This window comes from Verrucomicrobium sp. BvORR034 (assembly GCF_000739635.1).
In the GTDB taxonomy this organism is placed as follows: domain Bacteria; phylum Verrucomicrobiota; class Verrucomicrobiia; order Verrucomicrobiales; family Verrucomicrobiaceae; genus Verrucomicrobium.
The window spans coordinates 35,922-59,858 of sequence record NZ_BATQ01000163.1; the positions used below are offsets into that span (position 1 = coordinate 35,922).

Annotated in this window: 20 protein-coding genes; 6 read left to right on the top strand and 14 right to left on the bottom strand. The window is 59.8% G+C overall.

Annotated features, from left to right (window positions below; genetic code table 11):
* Positions 1 to 104: 104 nt before the first annotated feature.
* Complete coding sequence (locus BV034_RS28280; RefSeq protein ID WP_265593565.1) at positions 105 to 1,547, bottom strand: NfeD family protein; 1,443 nt, start codon at positions 1,545 to 1,547, stop codon at positions 105 to 107.
* 296 nt (positions 1,548 to 1,843) lie between these two features.
* Positions 1,844 to 2,887, bottom strand: a complete 1,044-nt coding sequence (locus BV034_RS28285) for a c-type cytochrome domain-containing protein (protein ID WP_081888172.1) — start codon at positions 2,885 to 2,887, stop codon at positions 1,844 to 1,846.
* Positions 2,888 to 2,940: 53 nt separating this feature from the next.
* Between BV034_RS28285 and BV034_RS28290 the strand changes: the two genes are divergently transcribed.
* Entirely contained in the window at positions 2,941 to 4,263 is a 1,323-nt protein-coding gene (locus BV034_RS28290) for a glucose-1-phosphate adenylyltransferase (RefSeq protein WP_081888183.1), read from the top strand.
* 117 nt (positions 4,264 to 4,380) lie between these two features.
* Here BV034_RS28290 and BV034_RS28295 read toward each other — a convergent pair whose 3' ends face one another.
* From BV034_RS28295 to BV034_RS28300, 3 genes are all read right to left on the bottom strand, one after another.
* Positions 4,381 to 5,322: a leucine-rich repeat domain-containing protein gene (locus BV034_RS28295; protein ID WP_050030306.1), complete on the bottom strand. Its 942-nt coding sequence runs from the start codon at positions 5,320 to 5,322 to the stop codon at positions 4,381 to 4,383.
* A gap of 81 nt (positions 5,323 to 5,403) precedes the next feature.
* Positions 5,404 to 5,775: a glycine zipper domain-containing protein gene (locus BV034_RS35255; protein WP_081888173.1), complete on the bottom strand. Its 372-nt coding sequence runs from the start codon at positions 5,773 to 5,775 to the stop codon at positions 5,404 to 5,406.
* Positions 5,776 to 5,845: 70 nt separating this feature from the next.
* A complete protein-coding gene (locus BV034_RS28300) occupies positions 5,846 to 6,769 on the bottom strand; it encodes an adenylate/guanylate cyclase domain-containing protein (RefSeq protein WP_050030307.1) in 924 nt (307 codons plus the stop codon).
* Between the two features lie 165 nt (positions 6,770 to 6,934).
* On the opposite strand from BV034_RS28300, the gene BV034_RS28305 reads away from it, so the two are divergent.
* Positions 6,935 to 7,594 (top strand): hypothetical protein, encoded by a 660-nt coding sequence (locus tag BV034_RS28305; protein ID WP_050030308.1) that lies wholly within the window; start codon positions 6,935 to 6,937, stop codon positions 7,592 to 7,594.
* Positions 7,595 to 7,611: 17 nt separating this feature from the next.
* On the opposite strand, the gene BV034_RS28310 is transcribed toward BV034_RS28305, so the two are convergent.
* From BV034_RS28310 to BV034_RS28320, 3 genes are all read right to left on the bottom strand, one after another.
* Positions 7,612 to 8,304, bottom strand: a complete 693-nt coding sequence (locus BV034_RS28310) for a hypothetical protein (protein ID WP_050030309.1) — start codon at positions 8,302 to 8,304, stop codon at positions 7,612 to 7,614.
* 67 nt (positions 8,305 to 8,371) lie between these two features.
* On the bottom strand, positions 8,372 to 9,313 hold the full coding sequence (locus tag BV034_RS28315; RefSeq protein ID WP_050030310.1) for a hypothetical protein: 942 nt from the start codon (positions 9,311 to 9,313) through the stop codon (positions 8,372 to 8,374).
* Positions 9,314 to 9,321: 8 nt separating this feature from the next.
* Positions 9,322 to 11,052: an LptF/LptG family permease gene (locus BV034_RS28320; RefSeq protein ID WP_050030311.1), complete on the bottom strand. Its 1,731-nt coding sequence runs from the start codon at positions 11,050 to 11,052 to the stop codon at positions 9,322 to 9,324.
* A 113-nt stretch (positions 11,053 to 11,165) separates the two neighbouring features.
* Between BV034_RS28320 and BV034_RS28325 the strand changes: the two genes are divergently transcribed.
* A complete protein-coding gene (locus BV034_RS28325) occupies positions 11,166 to 13,169 on the top strand; it encodes a helicase C-terminal domain-containing protein (RefSeq protein WP_050030312.1) in 2,004 nt (667 codons plus the stop codon).
* A gap of 29 nt (positions 13,170 to 13,198) precedes the next feature.
* Here BV034_RS28325 and BV034_RS28330 read toward each other — a convergent pair whose 3' ends face one another.
* Positions 13,199 to 14,140, bottom strand: coding sequence for a M23 family metallopeptidase (locus BV034_RS28330; protein ID WP_265593566.1), 942 nt, complete (start codon positions 14,138 to 14,140; stop codon positions 13,199 to 13,201).
* A gap of 275 nt (positions 14,141 to 14,415) precedes the next feature.
* Here BV034_RS28330 and BV034_RS28335 point away from each other — a divergent pair, with 275 nt between their 5' ends.
* On the top strand, positions 14,416 to 15,201 hold the full coding sequence (locus BV034_RS28335; RefSeq protein WP_050030314.1) for an undecaprenyl-diphosphate phosphatase: 786 nt from the start codon (positions 14,416 to 14,418) through the stop codon (positions 15,199 to 15,201).
* A gap of 92 nt (positions 15,202 to 15,293) precedes the next feature.
* Here BV034_RS28335 and BV034_RS28340 read toward each other — a convergent pair whose 3' ends face one another.
* Positions 15,294 to 15,632, bottom strand: a complete 339-nt coding sequence (locus BV034_RS28340) for a P-II family nitrogen regulator (RefSeq protein ID WP_050030315.1) — start codon at positions 15,630 to 15,632, stop codon at positions 15,294 to 15,296.
* Between the two features lie 101 nt (positions 15,633 to 15,733).
* On the opposite strand from BV034_RS28340, the gene BV034_RS28345 reads away from it, so the two are divergent.
* Positions 15,734 to 16,348: a DUF2062 domain-containing protein gene (locus tag BV034_RS28345; protein ID WP_050030316.1), complete on the top strand. Its 615-nt coding sequence runs from the start codon at positions 15,734 to 15,736 to the stop codon at positions 16,346 to 16,348.
* An 84-nt stretch (positions 16,349 to 16,432) separates the two neighbouring features.
* Positions 16,433 to 17,158, top strand: coding sequence for an N-acetylmuramoyl-L-alanine amidase (locus BV034_RS28350; protein ID WP_265593567.1), 726 nt, complete (start codon positions 16,433 to 16,435; stop codon positions 17,156 to 17,158).
* On the opposite strand, the gene BV034_RS28355 is transcribed toward BV034_RS28350, so the two are convergent.
* From BV034_RS28355 to vccB, 4 genes are all read right to left on the bottom strand, one after another.
* Positions 17,155 to 18,327 (bottom strand): cysteine desulfurase family protein, encoded by a 1,173-nt coding sequence (locus tag BV034_RS28355; RefSeq protein WP_050030318.1) that lies wholly within the window; start codon positions 18,325 to 18,327, stop codon positions 17,155 to 17,157. The genes BV034_RS28350 and BV034_RS28355 overlap by 4 nt on opposite strands.
* A gap of 127 nt (positions 18,328 to 18,454) precedes the next feature.
* The gene (gene vccA / locus BV034_RS28360) at positions 18,455 to 22,315 is read right to left on the bottom strand and encodes a Verru_Chthon cassette protein A (RefSeq protein WP_050030319.1); all 3,861 of its coding nucleotides are present in this window, start codon (positions 22,313 to 22,315) and stop codon (positions 18,455 to 18,457) included.
* Between the two features lie 31 nt (positions 22,316 to 22,346).
* Positions 22,347 to 23,369, bottom strand: a complete 1,023-nt coding sequence (vccC, locus tag BV034_RS28365; RefSeq protein WP_081888184.1) for a Verru_Chthon cassette protein C — start codon at positions 23,367 to 23,369, stop codon at positions 22,347 to 22,349.
* 5 nt (positions 23,370 to 23,374) lie between these two features.
* A complete protein-coding gene (vccB, locus tag BV034_RS28370; RefSeq protein ID WP_050030321.1) occupies positions 23,375 to 23,923 on the bottom strand; it encodes a Verru_Chthon cassette protein B in 549 nt (182 codons plus the stop codon).
* Between the last annotated feature and the right edge of the window lie 14 nt (positions 23,924 to 23,937).

Consider the following 23,937-nt stretch of genomic DNA (forward strand, 5'->3'; position numbering starts at 1 on the left):
CCTGCAGGGATCAACTTCGAACTAATCACACCTGAACCCCGGAGGGCCGAGCATTCGAAAATCACCAATCCAAAATCAAAAATCGCAAATCAAAAATCCCCGCCCTACGCCTTCTGGACAATGATCCGGTTGCCCGTCACGGACTTCACCTTCACGGACGTCCCAGGGGCGATGTAGTCCCCCTCCACCATCGCTTCGATGGTGGTCTCGCCAAAGTCCACATGCCCATACGGGCGCATGGCACTGCGGGTGGTACCGGAGGTCCCCACTGCCACCGAGGCGGCACGGCTCTGGCCATGGCCCTCAATGGAGTCCTGCTCACCGCCCACGGCGGCCTGCAGGATCAGCCTCTGGAACGGGCCCACGGAGGGGAAGTAGCGCATGAAGATGATGATCAAGAGCAGGGCCCCGGTGAAGGCCAGCCCCAGATTGCGCAGGGCCACCACATAGTCCTCGAACCGCACCGGGAAGGTGCCGCCTTCGGGCACGTTCACATCCCAGCCGGACATGGTGTAGATGATGGATCCAATGACCAGCACCAGGCCCACCAGTCCGAACATGAGGTGCCCAGGAAAGACAAACAGCTCCACGATCAAGAAGAGCACGCCGATAAAGAAGATAAAGACTGTCTCATATCCCACCAGGCTGCCCGCCACATAGTGCCCAAAGAAGAACAGGCCGAAAGCGGTCGCGGAAATGATCCCGGGAATGCCAAACCCCGGATGCTGCATTTCCAGGTAGCCGCCGGCGATCCCCACGAGCAACAGGATGGCGGCGTACTTGGTGATCAGAATGGCCACCAGCTCAAACCCCTTGGGCTCAGCCTTGATCATCGGACCTTTGAAGCCTTCCTGCTTCACCAGTTCATCCAGGTTGCGCACGATGGCCTTGGCCAGCAGCGGCTTCCCGTCATAGGTCTTCGTGGCCTCCTGCTGGTCCAGGGTAAGAATGCGGCCCTTGGGGCAGATTTCCACACCGGAAACTTTCAATCCCACATCCTTGTCGATCATGGCCTCGATGATCTCTGGGTTGTGGCCTTTGCTCTTCACGGCGGTGCGCGCCATGGCCATGAAGGCGGAGTTCATCTTGGCACGCTCCGCATCGTCCATTTTCTCGCCGCCACCTGAGACTGGAGTTGCTGCGCCGATGCTGCTCGCGGGGCTCATATACACAGCGTCCGTCGCCATCGCGATGATGGCCCCGGCAGAAAGCGCACGGGGATTCACAAACGCCACGCTGCGAGGCGTCAGTTCCTGAAGGTCCTTCATGACCACTGTGGTCGTATGCCACGCGAGGCCACCGGGAGTGTCCAGATCAAACACCACCGCCTCTGCGCCCTCCTCGGTCGCCCGCTTCATGGTGCGGGACATGTATTCGAACCGCGCCGGGCTGATGAGATCTTCTTCACCAATGGGAATGACCACCACCTTGCCCGTGTACTCACCCGTTTTGGTCGCGGGCGGTTTGACGCGGGGCGGCAGCACGAAGTCCTGCATCTTGGGCAGGGGCTTGGCGGCCTCCGTGGTGACGGGCGGGGTTGCTGCCACCTCATCCTTCTTTCCATCGCCCGGCTCCCCAGGTTTGGCAGATTCCTTGGGAGTGTCTTCTTTGACCGCCGCAGGAGTCGGAGTTGCGGGTGCCGTGGCGGGCGTCGCAGGAACTTCCTGCCCGGCAACGAGAAGAGTGCCTATCGTGGCCAGGATCGCAAAAAAATGCGGCCGGGAAGATGGGGAGTTTGCGGCGGGTTTTCATAAGGGAAGCTTCGACGGTGACAGGCTACGATCCTGCAACTCCGTCGAAACACAACCCCTCTTCACGTCACTCCGCCGCCCCCCAGTTGTCCCTACTTGTTGTTCTTCTTGCGTTTGCCCTGAGTATCCTCCTGGGCGGCTCCTTCAGGGGCTGCGATAACCACATTGTGAACAATCTCCGCCTGGGGCAGCGCCGCCTTGAGTTTGGCCACGCCTGCATCCGTCGCCTTGGTCTCCCAAAGATAGATGTTTTTCAGGGTCTTGATGCCAGCCAGGGTGGCCAGCGAGGCATCCGTCACCTCAGTGCCGTAGAGGTTCACGTAGGTGAGATGTTTCAGAGCCCCAAGTTGCTCCACTCCCTTGTCCGTCACCTTGGTCTTGCGCAGATCCAGGCGGGTGAGGCGGGGAAATTGCACCACGGTCTTTAGACCTGCATCCGTCACGGCCGTGCGGGCGAGGTCCAGGTGTACCACGTTCTCTTTAAGCACCAGCAGGTTCTGAATGCTGGCGTCGTCACAACGGCTCACGCCGGTAAGGAAGTCCACTCGCAGCAGCGGGCTGTTCACCATGAGCGGGCTCACTTGGGCACCGGCATCCTTGGCCTTCTTCAGTGCCTCAGCACTGGCAGGCTGCAGACCTTCGGCGATCGCCTTGTAGAGGACATCATGTTCCCGCTCTTTCTGCGCCACCTTGCCAGATGCAGCAGGATCTGCTGGCTTGCCCGCGACATTTCCTTCCCAACCACCAAAGTCCGCCCCCTCCTCAATCCAAGTTTTGATCTTGGCCATCTCCTCTGCGGTGACCGGATCGCCTTTGGGCGGCATGAACATGTCATCGTCCTTGGGAAGCGTCAGCACTTCAAACAAGTAGCTTTTGGCAACTTCTTTGGCGACCACAGCGGGACGCTTACTCTCGCCGCCCTTGAGCATCGCCCAGGCCGCATCCAGGCGGAGTTCCGCCTTCGGTTTCACCAGCTTTCCGCCTTCTTCGTGCGGCGCGCTGTGACACTTTAGACATTTCGTTTCCAAAATGGGAAGGATTTCGGACTTGAACTCCACCTTCGCAGAGAGCGTCACCGGGAGCGAGGCAGCGACCCATAGGACGATGGACCGACGGGTTATAGGAAGCTTTGTCATAGGGCGGCGAAGGAAACGCTTGCCCCAATGCCTTGTTTCAGGAAAATTCCACCATGGCTGCTGCTGCTTCCTCCGTGAATCGTTTCGAAACTGAAGCGATTCTGAATCGTCACACGTTGGGAATCATCATGGGTGGGGGGGCTGGCACACGACTCTTCCCGCTGACCAAAGACAGGGCCAAGCCTGCCGTCCCACTTGCTGGCAAGTATCGTCTAGTGGACATCCCCATCAGCAACTGCATCAACAGCGGCGTGCGCCAGGTGTATGTGTTGACACAATACAACAGCGCCTCGCTCAACCGGCACATCAGCAGAGCCTACAAGTTCGACCTTTTCAGCCATGGTTTTGTGGAAATTCTGGCGGCTCAACAAACGCCTGAAGGCGAGGCCTGGTATCAGGGCACGGCAGACGCTGTCCGCCAAAACCTGCGCAACTTCACGCAGGGCAAGTACGAGTACTTTCTCATCCTCAGCGGTGACCAGCTGTACCGCATGGACTTCCGCAAAGTCTTGACCCGACATCTGGAGAACAACGCGGACATCACCATTGCCACCATCCCGGTGGACGAGCGGCAGGCCAAGTCCTTTGGCATCATGCAGACCGATCCCGATGGCCGGATTCGGAACTTTGTTGAAAAACCGAAGGATCCCGCAGTTCTGCAATCTCTCGCCATGCCGGCAGAGATCGTGAAGGAATTGAAGCTGGGCGAAGACCAGCCCTACTATGAGGCCAGCATGGGCATCTATGTCTTCAACCGTGCTGCCCTTATCGCCGCCCTGGACAATGACTTCGTGGACTTCGGCAAGCACATCATCCCACAGGCGATCAAGGACTACAAGGTCCTGAGCTATCCCTTCCAGGGGTACTGGGAGGACATCGGCACCATCCGCAGCTTCTTCGAGGCCAACCTGGATCTCTGTTCAGTGGTGCCCCAGTACGACTTCTTTGATTCGCAGGCCCCGATCTACACGCACGCACGCTTCCTGCCTGCCACCAAGATCAACGGCGGCAGCATTCATCGTGCCCTGCTCTCAGACGGCTGCATTCTGTCCGAAGCCCGGATTGAAAACAGCATCCTCGGTATTCGCACGGTGGTGGAGGCTGAGACCTCCATCAAAGACTGCATCATCATGGGAGCCGACTACTACGCCGGTGCCGTGAACTGCCCCATCAATCGGCCGGCCACCGGCATTGGCCGACGTTGCAAGATCGAGCGTGCGATCATCGACAAAAACGTCCACATCGGCGATGGCGTGGTGATCACGCCCAAGGACAAACCAGAAAACTTCGACCATCCGGAAGGTCTCTACTACATCCGCGATGGCATTGTGGTCATCCCCAAGGACGCCATCATCCCGGCTGGGATGTGGATCTGATTCGGGTCTGGGCCGCTATAAAATTCAGGGGAGAAGGGCATGGCCCGACTCCCCTTTTTTATGCCGTTCCGTCTGACTCGAAGGAGATCCCCAACTCGCAAGGTTTCCGCATTGGCCTCAGGGCCCTGTGGGACGGGATGCCCAGAACGCAGCCGGCGGCTTGAGATCGTTGCCCTCTTCGGCAAACTTGGTGCCAATCTCCCCAAGCGGCAGAGCCTTCGCGACATCCAGCCCCTTTTTTATGCGATCTGGAGTGAACACCAGCCTCGTGAGATGCAGCCCCTGGAGAGGCGTGAGATCTTCTACAGGCGTTTCACCGATGTGCAGCCGCTCCAAAGACGAACCCGTGAGCGGACTGAGATCCACCACCCGGGTAAGGTGCAAGGTGAGGCTCTTCAGCGGCAGCCCTTTCAACGGAGCAATGTTGCTCACCGGGCACCCATTCAGCCACACCATCGAGAGCGGACTCTTGCGCAGTCCGGAAATGTCGGACACGGGACAGTCTTTGGCGTTGAAGTCGGTCAGGGGCAGCCCTTCCAAGGGTCCCAGATCCTGCACCGGCGCTCCGGTGAGATAAAGCTTGGTCAGCGGCATGCCACGCAAAGGAGACAGATCCCGTACCTTCGTACGCTCGATGTAGAGTTCCTTGATCGGCAGCCCCTTCAACGGAGTGAGATCGCTCACCTGAGTGTCGCTGAGATACACCGCGGTCAGGTGGGGACGACCTTCCAGAAACTTTAGGTTGCTCACCTTGGCCCCATCCAGGCCGACTGCGAGTGGCTCACCGCCCTCGATGCGGAACTGTCCACCGCCCTCGTACTCCGGGTTGTGGAACTTGATCTCCTTGTTCAGCAGCTCCTCCGTCCAGGCAAACTTGAGTTTGCCTGCGGGTGGGGCTGGCGTGGGTGTGGGTGCAGGGGCGGCAGGAGGGGACGCGGAAGCCGTCTTGTCAGGCACTGGCGACTCCTGCTTTGGCCCGCAGTGGGTCAACCCGAAGATCAATGTCAGAAGACCGCCAAAGGAAGCGAAGGTGTGCCGATACGCCATGGAGAAAGCCATGCCGCCTACCAACGTCGACCGCAACACGAAGTTACAGGAGGTTTGTCAGCCGCCTCCAGCAGACAGGAGCCTGCTCCAGGCTTACCAGCAATGACCACCGTAATAGCGCGGCGCGTAGGTCCGCCTGTAAACGACAGGTGGCGGGCAGTAGTCGTACGAGTACGAAGAATAGTATCGCGGCGGGGGCGGTCCGTACCCATAGCCGCCGTAAGCGTATTGATCCTGGGAGTTGCCGATCAATGAACCCGCCAGAGCCCCGAGCACGCCACCGATGGCTGCGCCTTCCAATCCCCGACCACTCTGGTGGCCGATGATGCCGCCAGCCGCGGCACCGGTTACCGCCCCAGCCACGCCACCCACCCGTTCATTGGGTCCTGGGTAGTAGGACACACAGGAACTCAGGGTGAACGCAGCCGCGAGGGCTCCGACACTGCAAACGGCGGGAATCTTCATGGAGGTGGTCGTAGTTCGACGACCACCGCCCGTGAACATTCAAAAAAATGTGTCGGACCGATACACTCCTCTATGCCTGTCCCTGGCGTAGGCCAAAGACCTCCACTTTGTCCGGATGCCCCTTCACCTCATAGGCTCCACAAGGCTCGAACCATTCCTGGCCCTCCGCCCAGCCATCCAGAAACGCGGCACTCACCAAGATGGGTTGGCGCGTCTGCCGGGTCAGGCTTTCAATACGGAAGGCGAGGTTCACTGCATCGCCCAGGGCGGTGTTGATGCCCTTGCCCATCGCTCCCAGGGCCACAGGACCCAAATGCATACCAATGCGACAGTCCAACACCACGCCGCGAGTCTCGCGAAGGTGCTTGCGCACTGGGGTGGTCACCGTCACCTCCACCTCGCGCAGGGCGCGCGCAGCGGCCACCGCCTTCTGGCGGATATCGGCCTCAATCCCCGGCCAGTAGGCAAACACGCAGTCGCCGATGAACTTGTCGATCATCGCGCCATAGCGCTTCATGATGGTGTTGCAGTCCGCGTACCATTCGCGCAACAGTTCGGCCAGTTCCTCAGCACTGAGCTGGGAGCTCAATTGGGTAAATCCTTTGAGATCGCCCACCAGCAAGGTGGCCGATGTGGTCTTCATCGGCACAGGGTTGCGGCGCAACACCTGGGTCTTGGTGCCGAGCATGGTGGTGTCGCTGTTGGCTGAGCTCTCACTCTGGTCAAAGAGGAACACGGCACCACCGATCTGCAACCGGTCACCGTCGCGAAGCACACGCGCGGTCGTCAGCGCCATGTCATTGACGTAGCTCCCGTTCGCGCTGCCCAGGTCCACCAGCCAATAATGCACCCCTTCACGGCGGATGGTGGCATGTTGTCTGGAGACTCCCGCGTCGTTCAGGCGGATGGTGGCCTCCTCACTGCGTCCGATGAGGTTAAAGTCCTCCAGAGGAAAGGTATCACCGCTGGTCAAGGTTCTGAGGTAGGCTCCCATTTGTCACCTCCTTTCAACCGAATGGACCCATGAAAGTCAACTCTTCCTTTTTTTTTCATCAGTTTGATGGCAACCCTTCCAGACACCTTCCCGCGTAAGATTTCAAGTTGGCATTTTCAGCAAGTTCTTCGAGGTTCCCTTATGGTTCGTAGGCAGTGGGCTCTGATGGCTTTGCTATTCATTCTGACAGCGGTCCGTATCCAGGCCCATCCCATCCCCACGCTCGTCGTGGAAGCCGTTTTTCACCCGGACCGCACCTGCGAGCTGAAGGTGAATCTCGATCCTCGGCTCTTTCTCCACGAAGTCCCTTCTACGCTGCCTCCCATACCCGGATCTTGGTGGTGGGATCAGAGCGAGGCAGATCGGGCCGCCAACCAGGATCGCGCGCGCCAGTACCTGGCCAGCACCCTCCAGTTTGTCTTCGGCACCTCTCAGACCCACCCCACATGGACCGTTCAGGCCATCGACAGCACCTTGACCACCGCACTCTCTCCCACGAGTGCGGAAGTGCATCTGCTGGCCAGCTGTCGGGTGGAACCCATGGCAGAGGCCAGGGAGTTCAAGCTTGCCCTCGCCCGTTCCGCCGCCGTCCCGGTGATCCTGCTCAATTCAGAACTCAGCAATCCCAAAATCACCCCCCAATCCGTTTACCCCGGCGAGACCAGCCGGGCCTTTCCATTGCCTCTCAAAACGACCAGCCCTCCCGAGCCCGCCCCGATCACTCCCTCGACTCCTCAGAACGACTCGTCCACGCTGTGGCGCCTCGTACTGACCTCCGTCCTCCTCGCTGGCTTGGCTGGAGTCTTCTGGCTGACCCGACGCTGAAAAGCCAGACTCAGGCCTTAAGGACTTTGTCCGGAAGCTTCCGCCTCAATGACATCGGCTGACGGCTTCCCAGCTTCCTGCTGGAGCCTCTCCGCCATCATCTCGGGCGTTTCAAAGCGGATCTCCTTGAGCTTTCCGTGCTCCTTGATGTAGTGCCCCATTAGCCGTCCGTCGCGATCATAGTCCTTCCCCTCGCCGTGGAAACGGCCCTCAGCGTCGAGCTGCCCTTCGGACCAGAGCACCCCATTGTCATACCAGCGCAAGATGGGGCCTTCCCCAACCTCCTTCTCGTTCAAGGCAAATTGGTACTTCTTCTTGCCGTTGCCGTGGTACACCACCAGGAACGCGGGTCTGCCTTGATCAAAGGTGCGTTCCTCCCGCAGCTTGCCTCCGCTGGTGAAGCTTACCATCATGCCGTGGCGGCGACCTTTGACATACGGTGTGCGACGGGCCAACCGGGGCGGCGTCCGATCATAGTGGAGCTCAACCGCATCCCCGGTGAAGGGCGCTTCTGTACCGGGGAGATAGGCAAGCCCATCCTCCCGGATTTCCACCTTCACCTCTTGATACCCCGGCACGGCATTGTCCGACGAACGACTTCCAGCCCGGTCAGGCGCCGCCCGTCCCTTCGCCTCCATCTCACAGGAGCAGAAGAACGCGACACTGAAGAGAAGCAAGACAGCCTGAGCAAAAGGATTTCTGGAAATCATGTGTAGGTATAAAAATTTCAGCCGCTAGCCCGTGGTCTTCCCGGGCACAGCACTGGCGTGGGTCCGCTTAAGCGGAGCGTTCAGGGGCTTCTGGCTCGTCTGAAGCTGAAGCGGTTTCCTTCTCAGCCGCCTCCGTCTCGGACAGCTCTGCGTCTGTCACTTCCTCATCAGATGTCGCGACTTCTTCTGATTCTGCGGCCGCTTCGACCACCTCATCCGATGGGGTTTCTTCAAGCCCTTCGGCAACCGGCTCCCCCTCTTCTGTGGGGGCTTCGGAGCCTTCGGGATTCTCCGTGGAAGGCGCTTCCTCTGTCGTCGGGGATTCCCCTGACGCTTCTGCAGCAGGCACTTCCACGTCCGAAGGCGGGGCCTCGATCGGAGGCTGGCCTTGAGCACTCGCGCCCTTGCCCGCCTTGCCACCTTTCTTGCCCTTTTCCAAGTTTTCGACCTTGCCGTCCGGCGTGATCCGCATGCCAACCGCGGCAGCCGCTTCGGCAGCGGGACCGCCAAAGCCCAGGAGCATGGCAACTTCGTCCTGCACCATGGCCAGCTCATCGAGCCGGAGTTCAGGATCCTTGATGATGTAAACTTCCCCGCTTTTGCGGTGTTCGTAGATGATCGTCTTGCCGAGCTCTGTCTCTTTGGTCTCCTTGGGCACGAGCTGCTTTTTCCGCTCGAGCATCAACGCCAGGATGTAGCGAGCGTGTTCGGTGTGCTCTTCATCCTCCTCGACAAAGCGCCTCAGCAGGTCTTCTGCACTTTCGCGTCCGGTGATTTCCACCTTCGGCTTCATGCTCTCTGGCTTGACGTACTCGGACTTCCAATAGGAAAAGGGTTTCCGCTCCGCGAGCTCCTCTTTCCAAGCGGACTCCGCCACGTCCCGTCTCTGGAATTCGCCCGATCCGGTATCGAAATAGATGGCAGTATAGAACCTCTCCCCCTCTTCGAATGGGCGGTTCGTGCGGGAGCATTCGTGGGCTCGTGATTTGATGTTCCAGTTCGCTTGCATCCCAAAGGCTAGGCTGTCTTGACGAAGATGCGTGAGCGCAGGGCCTGCCAGCCCAGCGCCAGCTTCTCACGGAGTGTCTTGATGGAGAGTTTAGGCAGTTCCCGGTTCTGCGATCGCAACTTGAACAGGTAAACGCCAATGCTCCCCAGCAGCAGGTGCGGCAGCCAGACGGAGATGAACGAGGGGATGATGTTGCTCTTCCCGAGGTTCAGGAAAAGGTTGTCCATGAACATCAGCACAAAGAAGAAGATCACGGCCATGGAGAGCCCGCCCACGAGACCTCGCCGGGAAAACACGACGGAAAGCGGAGCCGCGAACAGCACCACCACCAGACACTGCCAGGGGAATGTGAACCGGTAGAAGAGGTGGGTCAGGTACGGGGCGAGCTTCCGCTGCCCGTACGCGGAGTTCCCGCGGATGTAGGAGATCAAATCCGGGACCCCCAGATAGTCAGGTACCAAGGTGCCGCTGAGGAGGATCCAGGGGGTTTCCGTCCAGCCTTCAAAGTCGATGCGCGGGTGCCCCGTACCGGTGTCAAAGTTCTGCATCGCCACGACTTGCCCATTCTTATAAGTGACCTCCACCCCAGAGTAGAAGGACCACACCTTGCGATCTGGCCACCAGAAGGCGCTCTTGGCAAACCAGCCTTTCACCAGGCGGCCCTGCTCATCTTCCTGGCGGATTTCGATACGACGCATGCGGTCTCCGCGCAGATCTTCCGGCACCTGACCGACAAACCACGTCCGCCGATCTTCCTGGTTGCGGTACATCAGGCCCATTACCAGGAAGTTCTTCCCGATACGCTCCTTCACGTTCTCAAGAAGCTTCTCCTTGTTGCCCGCAGAAACCGGAGCCCAGTGGTAGTTGGCCGCCATGCCCAGCAGCGACGCACAGCACGCGATCACGTAGAAGGGCTTGAGCACATCGAACATGCTCTTGCCCGTGCCCAGCATCGAGATCAGCTCGTTCGTACGGGACATACGCCCCAGGGTGTACAGGGTGGACAGGAGCAGCGTGATGGGAGCCACCGTCACAAAGATGAACGGAATCAGCTTGATGTAGAACATCACGATCTGCGTCCTGGAAATCTTGTTCTCCTGGAAGTCCTGCATGTTGTCCAGCAGGTCCATCACGATCCAGAGCGTGCAGAAGGCGATGAAACAGAACATCACCGGCTGCAGGAACGAGCGCATGACGTAACGCTCGAGAATCTTGCTGCGGGCGTAGTACATGAGCACCAGAGGCGGCGTGCACAGCAGCCCAAGAATGAGCAGCAGTTGAACCGCAAATGCCGTGACAGAAAAGACCTCACCAGAGAAGCTGGCACTGAGCGTCTCCCAGCGATCATACAACTGGCTGACCAGCGCCCAGAGCGCGAGATAACCACAGGCAATCCATGTCGGGATCACCATCTTGCGGGCGTCAGGATAAGCCCGCAGGATGAACGCATGGTAGGCCACCCCGCCGACCAGCACGAACAGGCGCATGTAGGACAGGATGTAGAGGGTGAAGTATGCGCCCTCCGGCGGTGCCTCCCAGCCTTTCGGGAGCTCATTGATGTTGGAAGGTGTCACCGGCATGTAGTTGCGGTGATACCCGGCCATCTGGCAGATGAACATGACGATGACTGCCAGCAACAGGGCGAGCCAGCCGGCATTCGGGGAGTGCCGCAACCAGCGCCAGATGGCGTTGCAGCCGTCTAAAACGGGAGTGAGCACTTTCCGGAGATGCTTTGTCATGCTTGGGGGTGGGAGGTTTCAACACAAAGCGGCCCTCGTCAAGGAGGGGCAAACGCCCAACCACCGTCTGCACCTTGCGCAGCAGCCCGGCCGGACGTATCAAAACAACCTCCATGATTCACATTGCCTCCGATGCCGAAAGTGCCGCCCAACCCTCACTGGCGGAGCGCATGGGGCAGGCATTCTCGCCCGATGGCATCCTGGCAAAGTCTCCTGACTTCGAGTACCGGAAGCAGCAGCAGCGCATGGCAAAAATAGTTGGAAAAGCGCTGGAGACAACCCGTCCGGTCGTCATTGAGGCGGCCACAGGGGTTGGAAAGTCCCTCGCCTACCTCCTTCCCTCCGTGACATTTGCGGTGGAAAAGAAGCGGAAAGCGATCATCACCACCCACACGATCAACCTCCAGGAGCAGCTCATTCACAAGGATCTGCCCATCGTGCAGAAGATCATCGGAACCCCCTTCAAGTCAGAACTCCTCAAAGGGCGCGGCAACTACCTCTGTCCCCAGCGTCTGGATCGGGCCTTTCAAGGCACGCCAGATCTCTTCACGACCAGCGAGCAGGCGGAGTTGAAACTGATCTGGGAATGGAGCCAGAAAACGCAGGACGGCAGCCTGAGTGATCTGGACTTTACCCCGTCCCCCAAGGTGTGGTCTCAGATTTGCAGCGAATCCTACATCTGCACCCCTCGCCGCTGCGGCCAGACCCGTTGCTTCTACCAGGCCGTGCGCAAGCGCATGGCGGAGGCGGATGTCCTGGTGATGAACCACTCCCTGTTCTTCATGCTGCTGTCCTCCACGGAGGATGTCCTGCCTGAGGACGCCAACTTCCTCTATCCCAAGGACTTCCTGATCGTGGACGAAGCCCACACGATCGAGAACGTGGCCGCGAGGGCCTTCGGCCTCCACCTGTCCGAAAGCAGCATCCGCTTTGAGTTGCAACGGCTCTTCAATCCACGGACCAAGAAGGGTCAGTTCCCCCACCAGGGGGATTCCATAGGATGCCGCGCGGTGACAGAGGCCCTGGACGCGATGGAGATGTTCTTCCGCGCCGTGGAAGGCTCGTCTCACTTCATGAACCAGCAAAGCCGGGAATTCCGGGTCCGGGAAACGGGGCTGGTGGACAACACCCTCGCCCTCCCCTTGCACCGGGTCATCGAGCGGACAAAAATAGCCGGAGACGCGGCCAAAAATGAAACTTCCCGGTTGGAATTCCAGGATCTGACCCGGCGGCTGGCCTCCGTGCAGGCTGGGATGACCGCCTTCCTCGATCAGAGCGAGGACGACCACGTGTACTGGGTGGAGCGGAGCAACGGGGAGAACAAGTCCGTAAGCCTGCACAGCGCCCCCATCGATGTCAGCCCCCAGCTTTCGAAGCTGTTCTTCCGTGGAGACAAGGCCTGTATCCTGACCAGTGCCACGTTGGGAGTGGGCGAAGGAGAGGACCTGAGCTATTTCCGTCAGCGCGTCGGGGCCACCTCCACCGTGGCGGTCAATATCGCCAGCCCGTTTGATTTCGAGAAACAGATGCGGCTTTATCTGGTGAAATCGATGCCAGCGCCAGGCACCAAGGAGCATGAGGCCGCCCTCCCCAAGTGGATTGAGCACTTCCTGGACCTCTCCCAGGGGCGGGCCTTTGTGCTCTTCACCAGCTACACGCAGATGACCCGCATCGCGGAGCAGATGGAAGAGTTCTGCGAAGATCGCGGCTGGACTCTACTCGTTCAGGGCAGGAATTTGCCGCGTCACCAGCTTCTCGCCGAGTTTCGCCGGGACACCCACAGTATCCTCTTCGGCACGGAGAGCTTCTGGACTGGCGTGGATGTGCCAGGGGAGGCCCTGAGCAATGTCATCATCACCAAGCTCCCCTTCGCCGTGCCAGATCACCCCCTCACGGCTGCCCGCCTGGAACACATCGAAGAAAGCGGCGGCAACCCTTTCACCGAGTACTCCGTGCCGGAGGCGATTCTCAAACTCCGCCAGGGAGTGGGCCGCCTGATCCGAACAAAAAAGGATCAGGGCATCTGCGCCATCCTGGACAACCGGGTACTCACCAAGCCCTACGGCCGGGCCTTTCTTAACGCCCTGCCGCCCTGTCCGGTCGAGATTCTCTCCTGACCGGACCGAAAACTGCCGCCCCTCAGCCGCTACTTCTCGTCAAGACCGGTGGTCACCCCACCATTGGCAATCTTGGACTTGAGCCGGGACCAGAAGTCGCCCTTCCCCGCATTCGGATCCGCAGGGGGAGTGGGCAGCGTGCTGCCTGGAATAGTGGAGGGCCCCGGTGCACCAGGCGCTGGCGCGGTGGAAGCCGAGGTCGCCCCCGCGGCGGGTTTGCCAGCAGCTGGATAGCCGCTGCCTGGACCATTGATGACAGGGATGGTTAATCCGCGACCCGTGCGCGTGAATCCTCGGGAGGGCGCAACCCCAGAGGCGGTGTTCGCCGCAGAAGAAGTGGCTCCAGAAACACGCTCTTGAGCCTCCGTCAATTCACCCCCGTAAGGCGCAAACGTATTGATCGGCACATCGTACTTTTTGAAGTCGGAGGCCAGCTGGCGATGGGCATTGATGAAGGCCGTGGGACTGTGGTAGTTGGAATAGTCCTTGGCGAACTTGGAACGGTTCATCCCGATGGTGAGATTCTTCCGCACCTCAAGGTGGAGGTGAACCGGGTACATGCCGTTGTTCCCCCCCATGGTGCCCACAAGCTGGCCCTTCTCGATCATCTGTCCCACTTTGACCTTCCGTTCCAGAAGGTGTCCGTAGAGAGAGTCCACCATCTCAATTTTGCCGGTCACTTCGCGGAAGACGTGCCGGATGATGACCACGTTTCCCCAGCCGACCTTGATATCCTCCGACTGCACCACGATCCCGCGCCCGATCGCGTAGATGGGATCCCCGAGGTCACTGTCTCCACCACCGGAGCCGTTCCAGTCTTCGCCGAGGTGCCCGTTGGGCCAGAATCCGCGGGCTTTGTAGTAGCCCGTGCCCTCTGGCTTGCCACAGGGGAAGTCGAATCCATCCGCCAACTGACAGCGGACCGTGTCGAAGGCTGCGGCGGGCCCAGCCCCCAACAGAACCGTCATCATGGCCACGACTGCGAGCCAACCCAATACGGGTCCACGGGGCGGGTTCTGGTGCGGCAATAGGGTCGGACGACGGAGCATTCGGCTTGCGACAGTTTTAAGGATCAATGCGTTGAAAAAGAGACTTCGGGCTGGCGGGGGACGACACCGTAGCCGGGGTTGCGAGGATTGCCACGATCAAGTTGCATATGAAGCCAAGTTCACCGGCCGCCTGCTATTGAAGCTTGCGCATCCATGATCCTCCCCCATCATGCCCGGCTCATCCCCCCAACCTCACCATGCCCGACTGGCTAACCGTCATCATTCTCGGCCTTATTGAAGGACTCACGGAGTTCATCCCAGTTTCCTCCACCGGTCACCTGCTGATCGCCCAGAAATGGCTCCCCCGGCAATCGGAGCTGTTCAACATTGTCATTCAGAGCGGAGCGGCCCTCGCCCTGGTCCCCCTCTTCTGGAAAAAGTTCAGCGGCATGGCCTTCGGCCTGGGCAAGGCTGAGAACCGTGACCTTCTCATGAAGCTGGGCACGGCTTTCCTGATTACCTGCGTAGCCGGCATGGCGATGAAAAAACTGGGATTGGAACTCCCCGAGGACGCCCGGCCAGTGGCCTGGGCCACATTGATCGGGGGGTTCGTCATCTTTGGGGTGGAAGCCTTCGGCAAGCGCCGTGTGCTTTCTGACTCGCTCACCTGGCCTATCGTCATCGGGGTGGCTGCCGGTCAGTTGATCGCAATGGTGTTCCCAGGAGCTTCCCGCTCCGGTGCCACGATCATGATCGCCCTCATGATGGGGCTGTCCCGCCCTGTGGCCACAGAGTTCTCCTTCCTGCTCGGCGTCCCAACCCTGCTGGCCGCAGGCGGTTATGAGATTCTGAAAGCCTTGAAGGATGGCGAGTTTGCCACCCTCAACTGGTTCCACGTGGGCTTGGGCTTCATCGCCGCCGCTGTTTCTGCTTTCGTGGTGGTGCGTTGGCTGATCCGCTTTGTCCAGAGTCACACCTTCAACGGCTTCGCCATCTACCGGGTCGTCCTCGGAGGGGTGCTGCTGCTCTGGCTGGCACGCTGACCGTTACCACGGCAAAAAATAAAACAGGCCCTCCAATGGGAGGGCCTGCGGCTTGCAGGAGATTGGAATCGGCTCAGAGCCGATAGGGCAAATCAAAGGGCATCTACACCGTGCTCGTTCGTCCGGATGCGCAGCACGTCTTCGATTTCATAGATGAAAATCTTGCCGTCACCCACCTTGCCAGTTTTGGCAGATTCAATGATGGTCTTGATGATGCCGGGAAGCTGCTCGTCCGTGGTGAGGATCTCGATCTTGGTCTTGGGAACAAAGTCCACCGTGTACTCGCTGCCACGATAGATCTCTGTATGACCTCGCTGTCTGCCGAAGCCCTTAACCTCCGTCACGGTCATCCCGAATACTCCCGCCTCACGGAGCGCTTCCTGGACTTCCTCGAACTTGTGCGGTTTGATGATGGCTTCGATTTTCTTCATGGCGGTGAGATGTTGTTGAGGTTTAAGCGGGTCCACCCCCCGCAATCAAGCCAAAAGAATCATTGATTTTACGGACATCTTCCGTCACTGCCCCGCCCTTCATGCACCTGCACTACCGAAGATTTGTTCTGCGCCTTTACAAGAGGTTCCGCCATCCGCGGAAGCTCAAGCAAAGCCGCCTTCGCAAATGGTTCGCGCTGCACTTTTTGGACAAGACAGTATGGAAACCCACCCGGCACAGTTTCGCCGGAGGTCTCGCGATCGGCCTGTTCGTGAACATGCTGATCATTCCCGGGCAAATGCCTCTCGCGGCGCTGCTGGCCGCTTTGTTCCGGGTCAACATCCCCATCGCCATCGTGGCCTGCTGGATCAGCAATCCGGTCACCATGCCGCCCATTGCCTGGTGGGAAATCGAGTTTGGCAACTGGTTGAGCCACACGCTTCATCTCGGCACCCCTCCCCCGTTGGACTGGAAGGATCTCAAACGCATCCTGAACGAGGCGACGGGATTCTGGAACTTCTTTGCTCAACTCAAGCCGTGGGCCGCCTCACTCTACATCGGCGGCTCGGTCGCCGGGGTGGTGCTCGCTTTCGCTGGCTATGCGGTGGCCTTCGTCCTGTGGGACCTGCTGCTCACACTGACTCACCGTCGAGTGAAGGACGACGATGACGAAAACGATGGCGGGCCGGGGAATCCTGAGGGCCGCCGGTCATAAATCTCCACCCCTACATTCCATTCCGGTGATAAGCCCCCCTTGTCACACGGTGAGGATGCGTTACATCTATGGATATTACACTCCATGAGATTACTTCCCCCTCTTCTCTGTCTGGCGGTGCTGATTGCCGTCCTCCTGGGCTGTGAGAGCACCAGCCCCCGCGTGACTGGCTGGGAGGGACGGCTGGGTCCGGTGCCGGTGGAACGGAAGGTATTGCCAGTAGGGATGCTGCAGGAAGTTCGCCTACAGCAGGACATGATCACCAAAGGCACGGCCGGTCGTAAGACCTTCCGGCGCATGAATCCGCAGTTCATCACCATCCACTCCACTCAGAACTACACGGGTAATGCCTACAACCATGCCCTGGCGCTCAAAAGAGGAGCGTTGCGCGCACCCAAGCGCAGAGGCGGCAACCGCATCGGTTTCTTGACCTGGCACTTCACCGTGCAGGACAACGTGGCCATCCAGCACCTGCCCACCAATGAACAGGGGGAACACGCCGACTTTGACGGGCCGGGCAACAACTACAGCATCGGCATCGAGATGTGTGAACATCGTGGCAACGATCTGGCTCGCACGATCGATAACACCGCCAAGCTGACCGCCTTCCTCATGATGGAACACCAGATTCCCCTGCGGAACGTCGTTCCCCACTATCACTGGCCCCGGCACGGGCTGACCCCGCCCAACAAGAACTGTCCACATTTCCTGCTCGACAACGGGCGGCCGGGTCGGAACTGGCGCTGGTTCTTGAGTCGGGTGGAGGCGCATTACTCCCGCCTCGTACCCGGACCAGTGCCAAGGATCTAGGCGCTCATCTTGACGAGTCCCTCAACATTGAGGGACTTCAGTTTTGCGACACACTCGATCACCCTTTCCGCCGCCAGGACGGCTTCTTCTGCGGTGTTCATGCGGGAGAAGGAGAACCGCAAGGTACCACGCAGGCGATCCTCCGTAAAGCCCATGGCGCAAAGTACGTGGGAGGGACGCAGCGTTTCAGCGTGACACGCGGATCCTTCCGAGCACGCAACTCCACGGTCATCAAGAAGGATCAAAAGCCCGGCGGCATCCAGTCCCGGGAAGTAAAGACTGGAGGTGCCTGGGACACGAAATTCGCGACTGCCATTGACCTCCGTGCCGGGGACTTCAGCCAGGATGCGCTGCTCAAAGGTATCCCTCATGGCGGCCACCTTGGCCCCTCCGTCGTCGCACAAATGCTCAAGCATCAGTTCGGCAGCCTTGCCCAATCCCACAATGTGCGGCACGTTTTCCGTTCCAGAGCGTCGGCCAAACTCCTGACCACCTCCAAGCATCCATGGGCGAAAGCGCACCCGCTTGCTGATAAAGAGCGCCCCGATGCCCTTGGGCGCATGAAATTTGTGCCCGCTGAGGCTGAGGTAGTCCACCGGCACCTTCTTGACGGACACCGGGATCTTGCCCACGGCCTGCACGGCATCGCTATGGAACATGGCTCCGTTGGAATGAACCAGTTCCGCAGACTCCTCGATCGGGCCGATCACCCCTGTCTCATTGTTCGCCCACATCATGCTCACCAGCGCCGTTTGACCGGAACGTGTACAGCTTTTCAGCTCCCGAATCATGGGCACCCCTTCTCTGCTCACATCCAGATAACTGGCGGAACGCCCTTCCTCCGTCCAACGGCGGGCCGGCTCAAGGACGGAGGGGTGTTCCGTCTTGAAGATGATCAAGTGGGTCTTGCGCGGCTGTTGCAAAGTCAGGGCCGATGCCAGCGCGGCATTGTTGGCCTCGGTGCCCCCGCTGGTAAAGATCAGCTCGTTGGGTTCACAATCGATGAGTGCGGCAACCTGCTCCCGGGCATGTTCCACCGCCTTGTGCACGAATCTGCCTCCCGCATGCCCGGAGGAAGGGTTGGCAAAATGCTTCGTCAGGAACGGCATCATGGCCTCAACCACCCGTGGATCGGTCTGGGTGGTTGCATTCGAGTCGAGATAAATCATAGGCCCATCTTCCCCCAGAGGAGGATACGTGGGCAAGTGAAATACGGAGGCGGTTGGGTCACCTCGTGTTGGAGAGCAGCAGTGAATCAAGACAGCAAGAGCTTCTCAATTGCGCCGCTGCCTTCGGCTACGGCAGGAACCGCTTGCTGTGGATGACGCGGAATCGGTACAAGGTATCCAGCGGAGCATAGTCGGCCGCGGAAGCAGACTTCGTTGCGTAGTCTTGGAGACGGGAATCTTCTGGATCAATGTAACGCTCCAACACGGTCGAGCCGCGGGTCTCTGACACCATCAGGTCGTTGGTCTCATTCCACTTGGCCCAGGCATCCGGGCTGTCTCCACGACTGCGCCCCGCCTGCCGGAGTGCCTGCACGCGGTAGTGCACCGTATAGGTGTTGGACTTGGTAGTGAGGCGTGGATACAGCGTCGCGTACGGACGCTCTTTCATATTGTCCCCCGTGAGAGTGTTGGTCGTGTTCCAGTACGTGGCCATGTTTGCCAAAGCCGCCCCCTGCGGCACGAGATAGAGGTCGCAGAGTTCCGAGGGAGCCTTGAAGATATCATTGGCAGTGAACCGGGTCTTGAACTGCTCCAGCGTCTGGGCAGCATCAATTTCCAACCGGAAGTTGGTGGCAGTGCCAGTTTTGTAGTTGTTGGCATTTGTCACAGGCACAGCCGCCACCCTCTCGCTGCGCAACAAGGCTCTCAGCCCCGTGCTCCGCTCGATGTAAGTGAAAGGCATGATCTGGTAGTTCATGTTGATCTTGCCAGCAGTGGAGAAAGGCTCGCTGATTGCATAGGGCTCCACTACAGGCATCCAGAACAGATCAAGCAGCAGGTGATCCTTGGGCGACTGAGCCCCCACATGAGTCGCCACTCCCGTGTTGGGACAGAACAGCAAAGTACGCCAGGGGACGTTGGCCTTCACCTGAGTGGGCAATGAACCAAACATCACCGGGGACATCACCTGGCGATTGGGGGAGAAGAAAGTAGGCCCCGCTGTCTCATGCCGCTCTGTGTAGGAAAAGTATGGGATGGCGTCTGCAGCCCCGTCATACGCACTGCCTTCATCTGGTTTGTTTATGTACGCCCCGTCCGGCACGGGTCCCAGGCCATTGTCGAAATCTCCGGAGTCGCTGCTCCATGGGCCGCCGTCTGCATCCGCCCGGAAGGGAACGTCAGGGCGCCGGCTGCTGGCATAGGCTGCGGACTTCACCAGCTTGCCCGTCATGGTGGCACCATAGATCATGTCCGAGCCCAGCACCTCCGTCATGGAGTGGGCGAGCAACTTGGAGGTGTCGTTGTAGTACTGGTGGGGCTTGAAGATTCCCTCAGGCACATCACGCTGGGCTGCAATCAACCGGTAGTCCCCGTGAAATGGCACCAGAGTGCGCACTGTGTCATATTTTCGGATGGGGTTGCCACTCGCCTCCCCACCACCGGCCGGATTGGTGTTGCGCCCCGGTTCCTCACCTACGTAGTAGATGCGGCCGTAGTTCGGCGCGGGAGCTCCTGAGATGGCTCCATCACGGGAGAAGGTCCACCAGTTACGGGCCTCAGTCACGGAGTTGTTGGTGTGCATCCAAGTCTGGCCGGAACTGGCCCCATCGATGGCCAGTTGCGGCGCGGGGAACTCTGTCACAGAGGTATGCCCGGTGAAATTCATGTGCAGGGATTGAACCAACTGGGTGGAGTTCACGGTGCCGGTTCCGCCTGCATAGATGTTGATCGTGATGGGCCCGGAGGCCTCCAGGAACATGCGTCCTGCGGCCCCAGGCTTGATGGTGACCGGGGCACTGACAAAGGGATAGGTGTTGTCCATGTTCGTGGAGTTGCCATCCTTGGCCATGTTCCCCCTCGCTGGCAGCCCACGTCCTCGCATGTGGGTACGGAAGCCGCCAAGCCCGCCCCAACCGCGACCATGAATGGTGCCGGCGGAAGTCTGGGTGATGTGCATGCGCGCCGTGGCAGGAAACCCCATCGGTTGGGCAGCCCCGTCTGCCGCTCCTTTGAGGGACAGGAGGTTCAACCCCACCACCTCAATCTGGATGTCCCGGCAGAGGGCTGTCCAGCCATGCGCCGCGGAGAATAGTTCGAGGAGCAACAATGCCTCAACCCGTTTTTCGCTGTTCGCGAGGGGCTGCACCAGCGTGCGGTTCGCAGTCTTGTTGCTCGCCACCTTGGCCACATTGGTGGCATCCGCCTGCGCGGGATCACCGCTCCCGTCTGCGGTACAGATGAAGTGCAGCCCCACCTCGGAAAGCGTGTCGAAGCGGCCAAAGCCCATCGTGCTCTTGGTCAAGTCTCCGGGGTTGGAGGGATCCGGCCGGTAGATCGGAGCGGCCTGTCCATGACCCGCCACCCCGCTGGATTCACCAGAACGTCCTTTGGTGAACTGCTTTCCTTTTGTGGGATAGCTCCACGGCAGCGATTGCGGCTCGATGCTGTCGTCAAAGAGGTTGGTGGAACGGATGTAGTCGAAAATCTCGGTGAGAATCTGATCGCGATCCAGCGGGTACTTCTGGTCAAACTTGCCGCCAAACCCGGGAATGTCGCGCGAGGTGAGATTCTGGAGATAGGTGTACAGCTCGACATTGCGAGGAATTGCCGCGAGGTCTGAAGTCACGGAGAGCGGGTCATTGCGCTTGAAGAAGTACTCTTTGGTCACTCCAGCCATCCGGTACTGCGAGCAGAAGGCGATGAGTTCATCAAAGGGACTGCGATACTTGGCGGCAGGAGTGTTCGTGAGCGCATGAACAGGCCAGATCGAGACCCGCGGGGTGTTGAAGAGAGTCACCTCTGGTGCCCGGCTGTGAGCGGTGAGGAAGAACCGGCTGCGCTCCAGCAGAGGTTTCAGCACCGTCCTGTCCATGCCGGCTTGAGTGCTGCGGTCTGGATTGTAAATCAGCTCATCCACGGAGGCATACAGTCGGTCCGTGTCCAGCAGCACCTTGCCGGGTGCCCACACCGTGCCCCCTTTGGATCCTCCGAACTGAGCACGTGGAGCGATCAAGCCGATCTGCTCACGCGTGAGGCTGGGGATGACCGCGCTGAGATAAGTGGTGGCTGGATGCCCCGGATAACGCTGGTACTCAAGCTGCGCCGGCTGGCGCAGGGCGAGCTTGTTCTTTTCAAAGTCTGTAAACAGATGCGGCACATCCCAGTAGGAACCCGGCTCCGTGGCGGGAAGCGCCCACTCGTCGCCAGCCGCGGTGTTGATGTTTACCTTGCTGGTCTCATCGTCCGTCCAGAAGGCCACACGGCCCACGATGGGATTTCTCTTGGATGGGGACTTCGCGGTTCCAGGAGCCCACGTCACCTCGGACGCCGTACTGCCAGAAGGGCCCGTGAGGGTGCCGTCCTGCAACACATAGAGCCACCTCACCGGCATCGGTGCGGGGTTGTCCTCAGCGCCGGTGCCTTTCACAGGGGCACTGGTGATGGCAAACCCCTGGGTGACTGGCGCAACCGTTGCCGCGGTGGGATCCATGATGGGGTAGAGCCGGGTGCCAGACAGATTTTTCACCGGCAGGTTGAGATCCGTGTACAAGGCAGGAAGGGTGTGCCAGTTGGCCGGCACGTCGGTCGCAGGAGAAAAGGCCCCATCCGCTGGAGTCCAGCTCATGCGTTCGGCGGAGTAGAGTTTGTAGTAGGCCAGTGGGGCGCTGGAGGCTCCGCTGCTGGTGCCGCTGGCGACGCCGTAGGTACGGATCATGCCCGGTTGAGACGCCCACGCGATGTTTGAGCCCCGTGTCGTGGCGTCCCGGATCTGGGCCATCACGATGTTGGTCGCGGTCTCCGCCAGCTCACGCCCCCTTGTCCCGTTGTCTGCGAAACGGGAGGCCTTGGTCTCCGTGGTCACGCTGCCGAAGAAGGCGAGAATGAGCGCACTGAGAAGTACGAGGAAACTCAAAACAAGCACCAGCGCCATGCCCTTGCGACGGCGCAGGGCGGACAGCACGCGGGGAGGAGGAAGAAACCACTGCATGGAACGAAGAGGGGGTTGTCTAAACGTGAGACTAGTTGGCCTGTTCGCGGCTCCACCTGGCGCCTCGCAGGCTGACTTCCGTGGCGAACACCCGGTAGTTGACTTTCATGCTGGCCAGGGTGGTCTCCAGGGTCTGCAAATCGCTTTTCCGGCGAGCCGGGGTGGCATCCTTGAACAAGGTGGCAAGGCCAAAGTCCGGCGGGGTGGATCCTTGCTCAAGCCGCACTGCAGACGGCTCATCAATGGCGACCATGATCACTTCCACCACCGGGGGCAGCTGATGACGACTGTTCAACTCCGCACCCGATGCTGCCTGGCCCACCGTGGTCGAGTCGTAGGCATAGTTGGGTGAAAGACGGTTGCCGTTAGGATCCACACGCAGATCTCCCACCGGCCCCTGGGAAGGCAGCTTGGGCAAGAAGGTCAGGCAGATGATGTTGCTGGCAATGACGTGGGAGTTGGAGCCACCCGCGGCGGTCTGAAGCCACTGGTTGGGCTGCTGGTACACCTTGAGATTTTCGGTTGGCTCCATGAACTCCATGAGACGGAAGCGATGCCGCTTCGTCCCCGGCATGTAGGCGGGCCGGTCCGAGTCCTCCCGGAACTCAAGGTAGTAGCCCCAGGTGTTGATGAGGCTTTCCAGCCCTGCGTTGTCGGAGGTTTGAGTGAACCCGAGGGGAGCCTGAAAAAAGAGCGCCTGGGATGGAAATGTCGAGGCAGATCCACCGACGAGTGCCGAGGCGTCGCCCGCCTGAAACCGAAGTTCCGACTGGCGGCCGTAAGTGGCGGGCACAAAGGTGGCGGGGTCGGATGCCTTTCGCGAGGAGCCGTCCGCCGCGTAGTAGTCGTAGTAAGTGTTAAGCGTCGCCTGGGCAAGATTGCGGCTGATGGACTCAAACGCGTTGCGAGCCTCCCGGAACTGGTTGGACTTGCCCGTGGTGTCCCTCCATACAGCGCTGGTCTGCCCGGTGATGGTGACCATCACAATCATGAGGATCGAGACGATGGTCATGGAAACCAGCAACTCAAGGAGCGTAAAGGCGCGGCATTTCATGGTCGTCATCGGGCACGGGCCACATGGCTGTTGTAAGTGAAGAACGGCAGGCCGCCTTGAGGGTCCACGGTCTGAGCGAGCGGATCTGTGGCCGAGGCGGGGAGAAGGTCCACGTTGCGGTTGTAGGGATTGGCGACCACCTGCACCGTGATGGTGGCCAGTGAGGCATTGGCCGCAGCGGCATTGCCTGAAGGCAGCTGGCTGGCGGGAATCACCCGTGTCAGCACATGATAAATGGCATCCTGAGGCACCGGCCGCTCAGTCCCCTGGTCATCAAAATAGCGCCACGGCTTCACCACCGGCGTGGAACCGGTGCCACTGGCACCCACGAGGACATCATAGTCCGTCTGCACCGCCTCTTGAATCACCCTTTGCGCAATCTGGGACGAAACACTGACCGTCATGGAGTCACGAAACATGGTGAGCCCTGACGGAAGCAAACCAAAGAGCATGATGATGCCGATGGAGGCAATGCCAGCGGCAATGGCGACTTCAACAAGCGAGAAGCCACCCGGCCCGGCAGCAGCGGCTGCGGGAAGTCGTGAGGTTTTCATGATGTAGGTGGGGG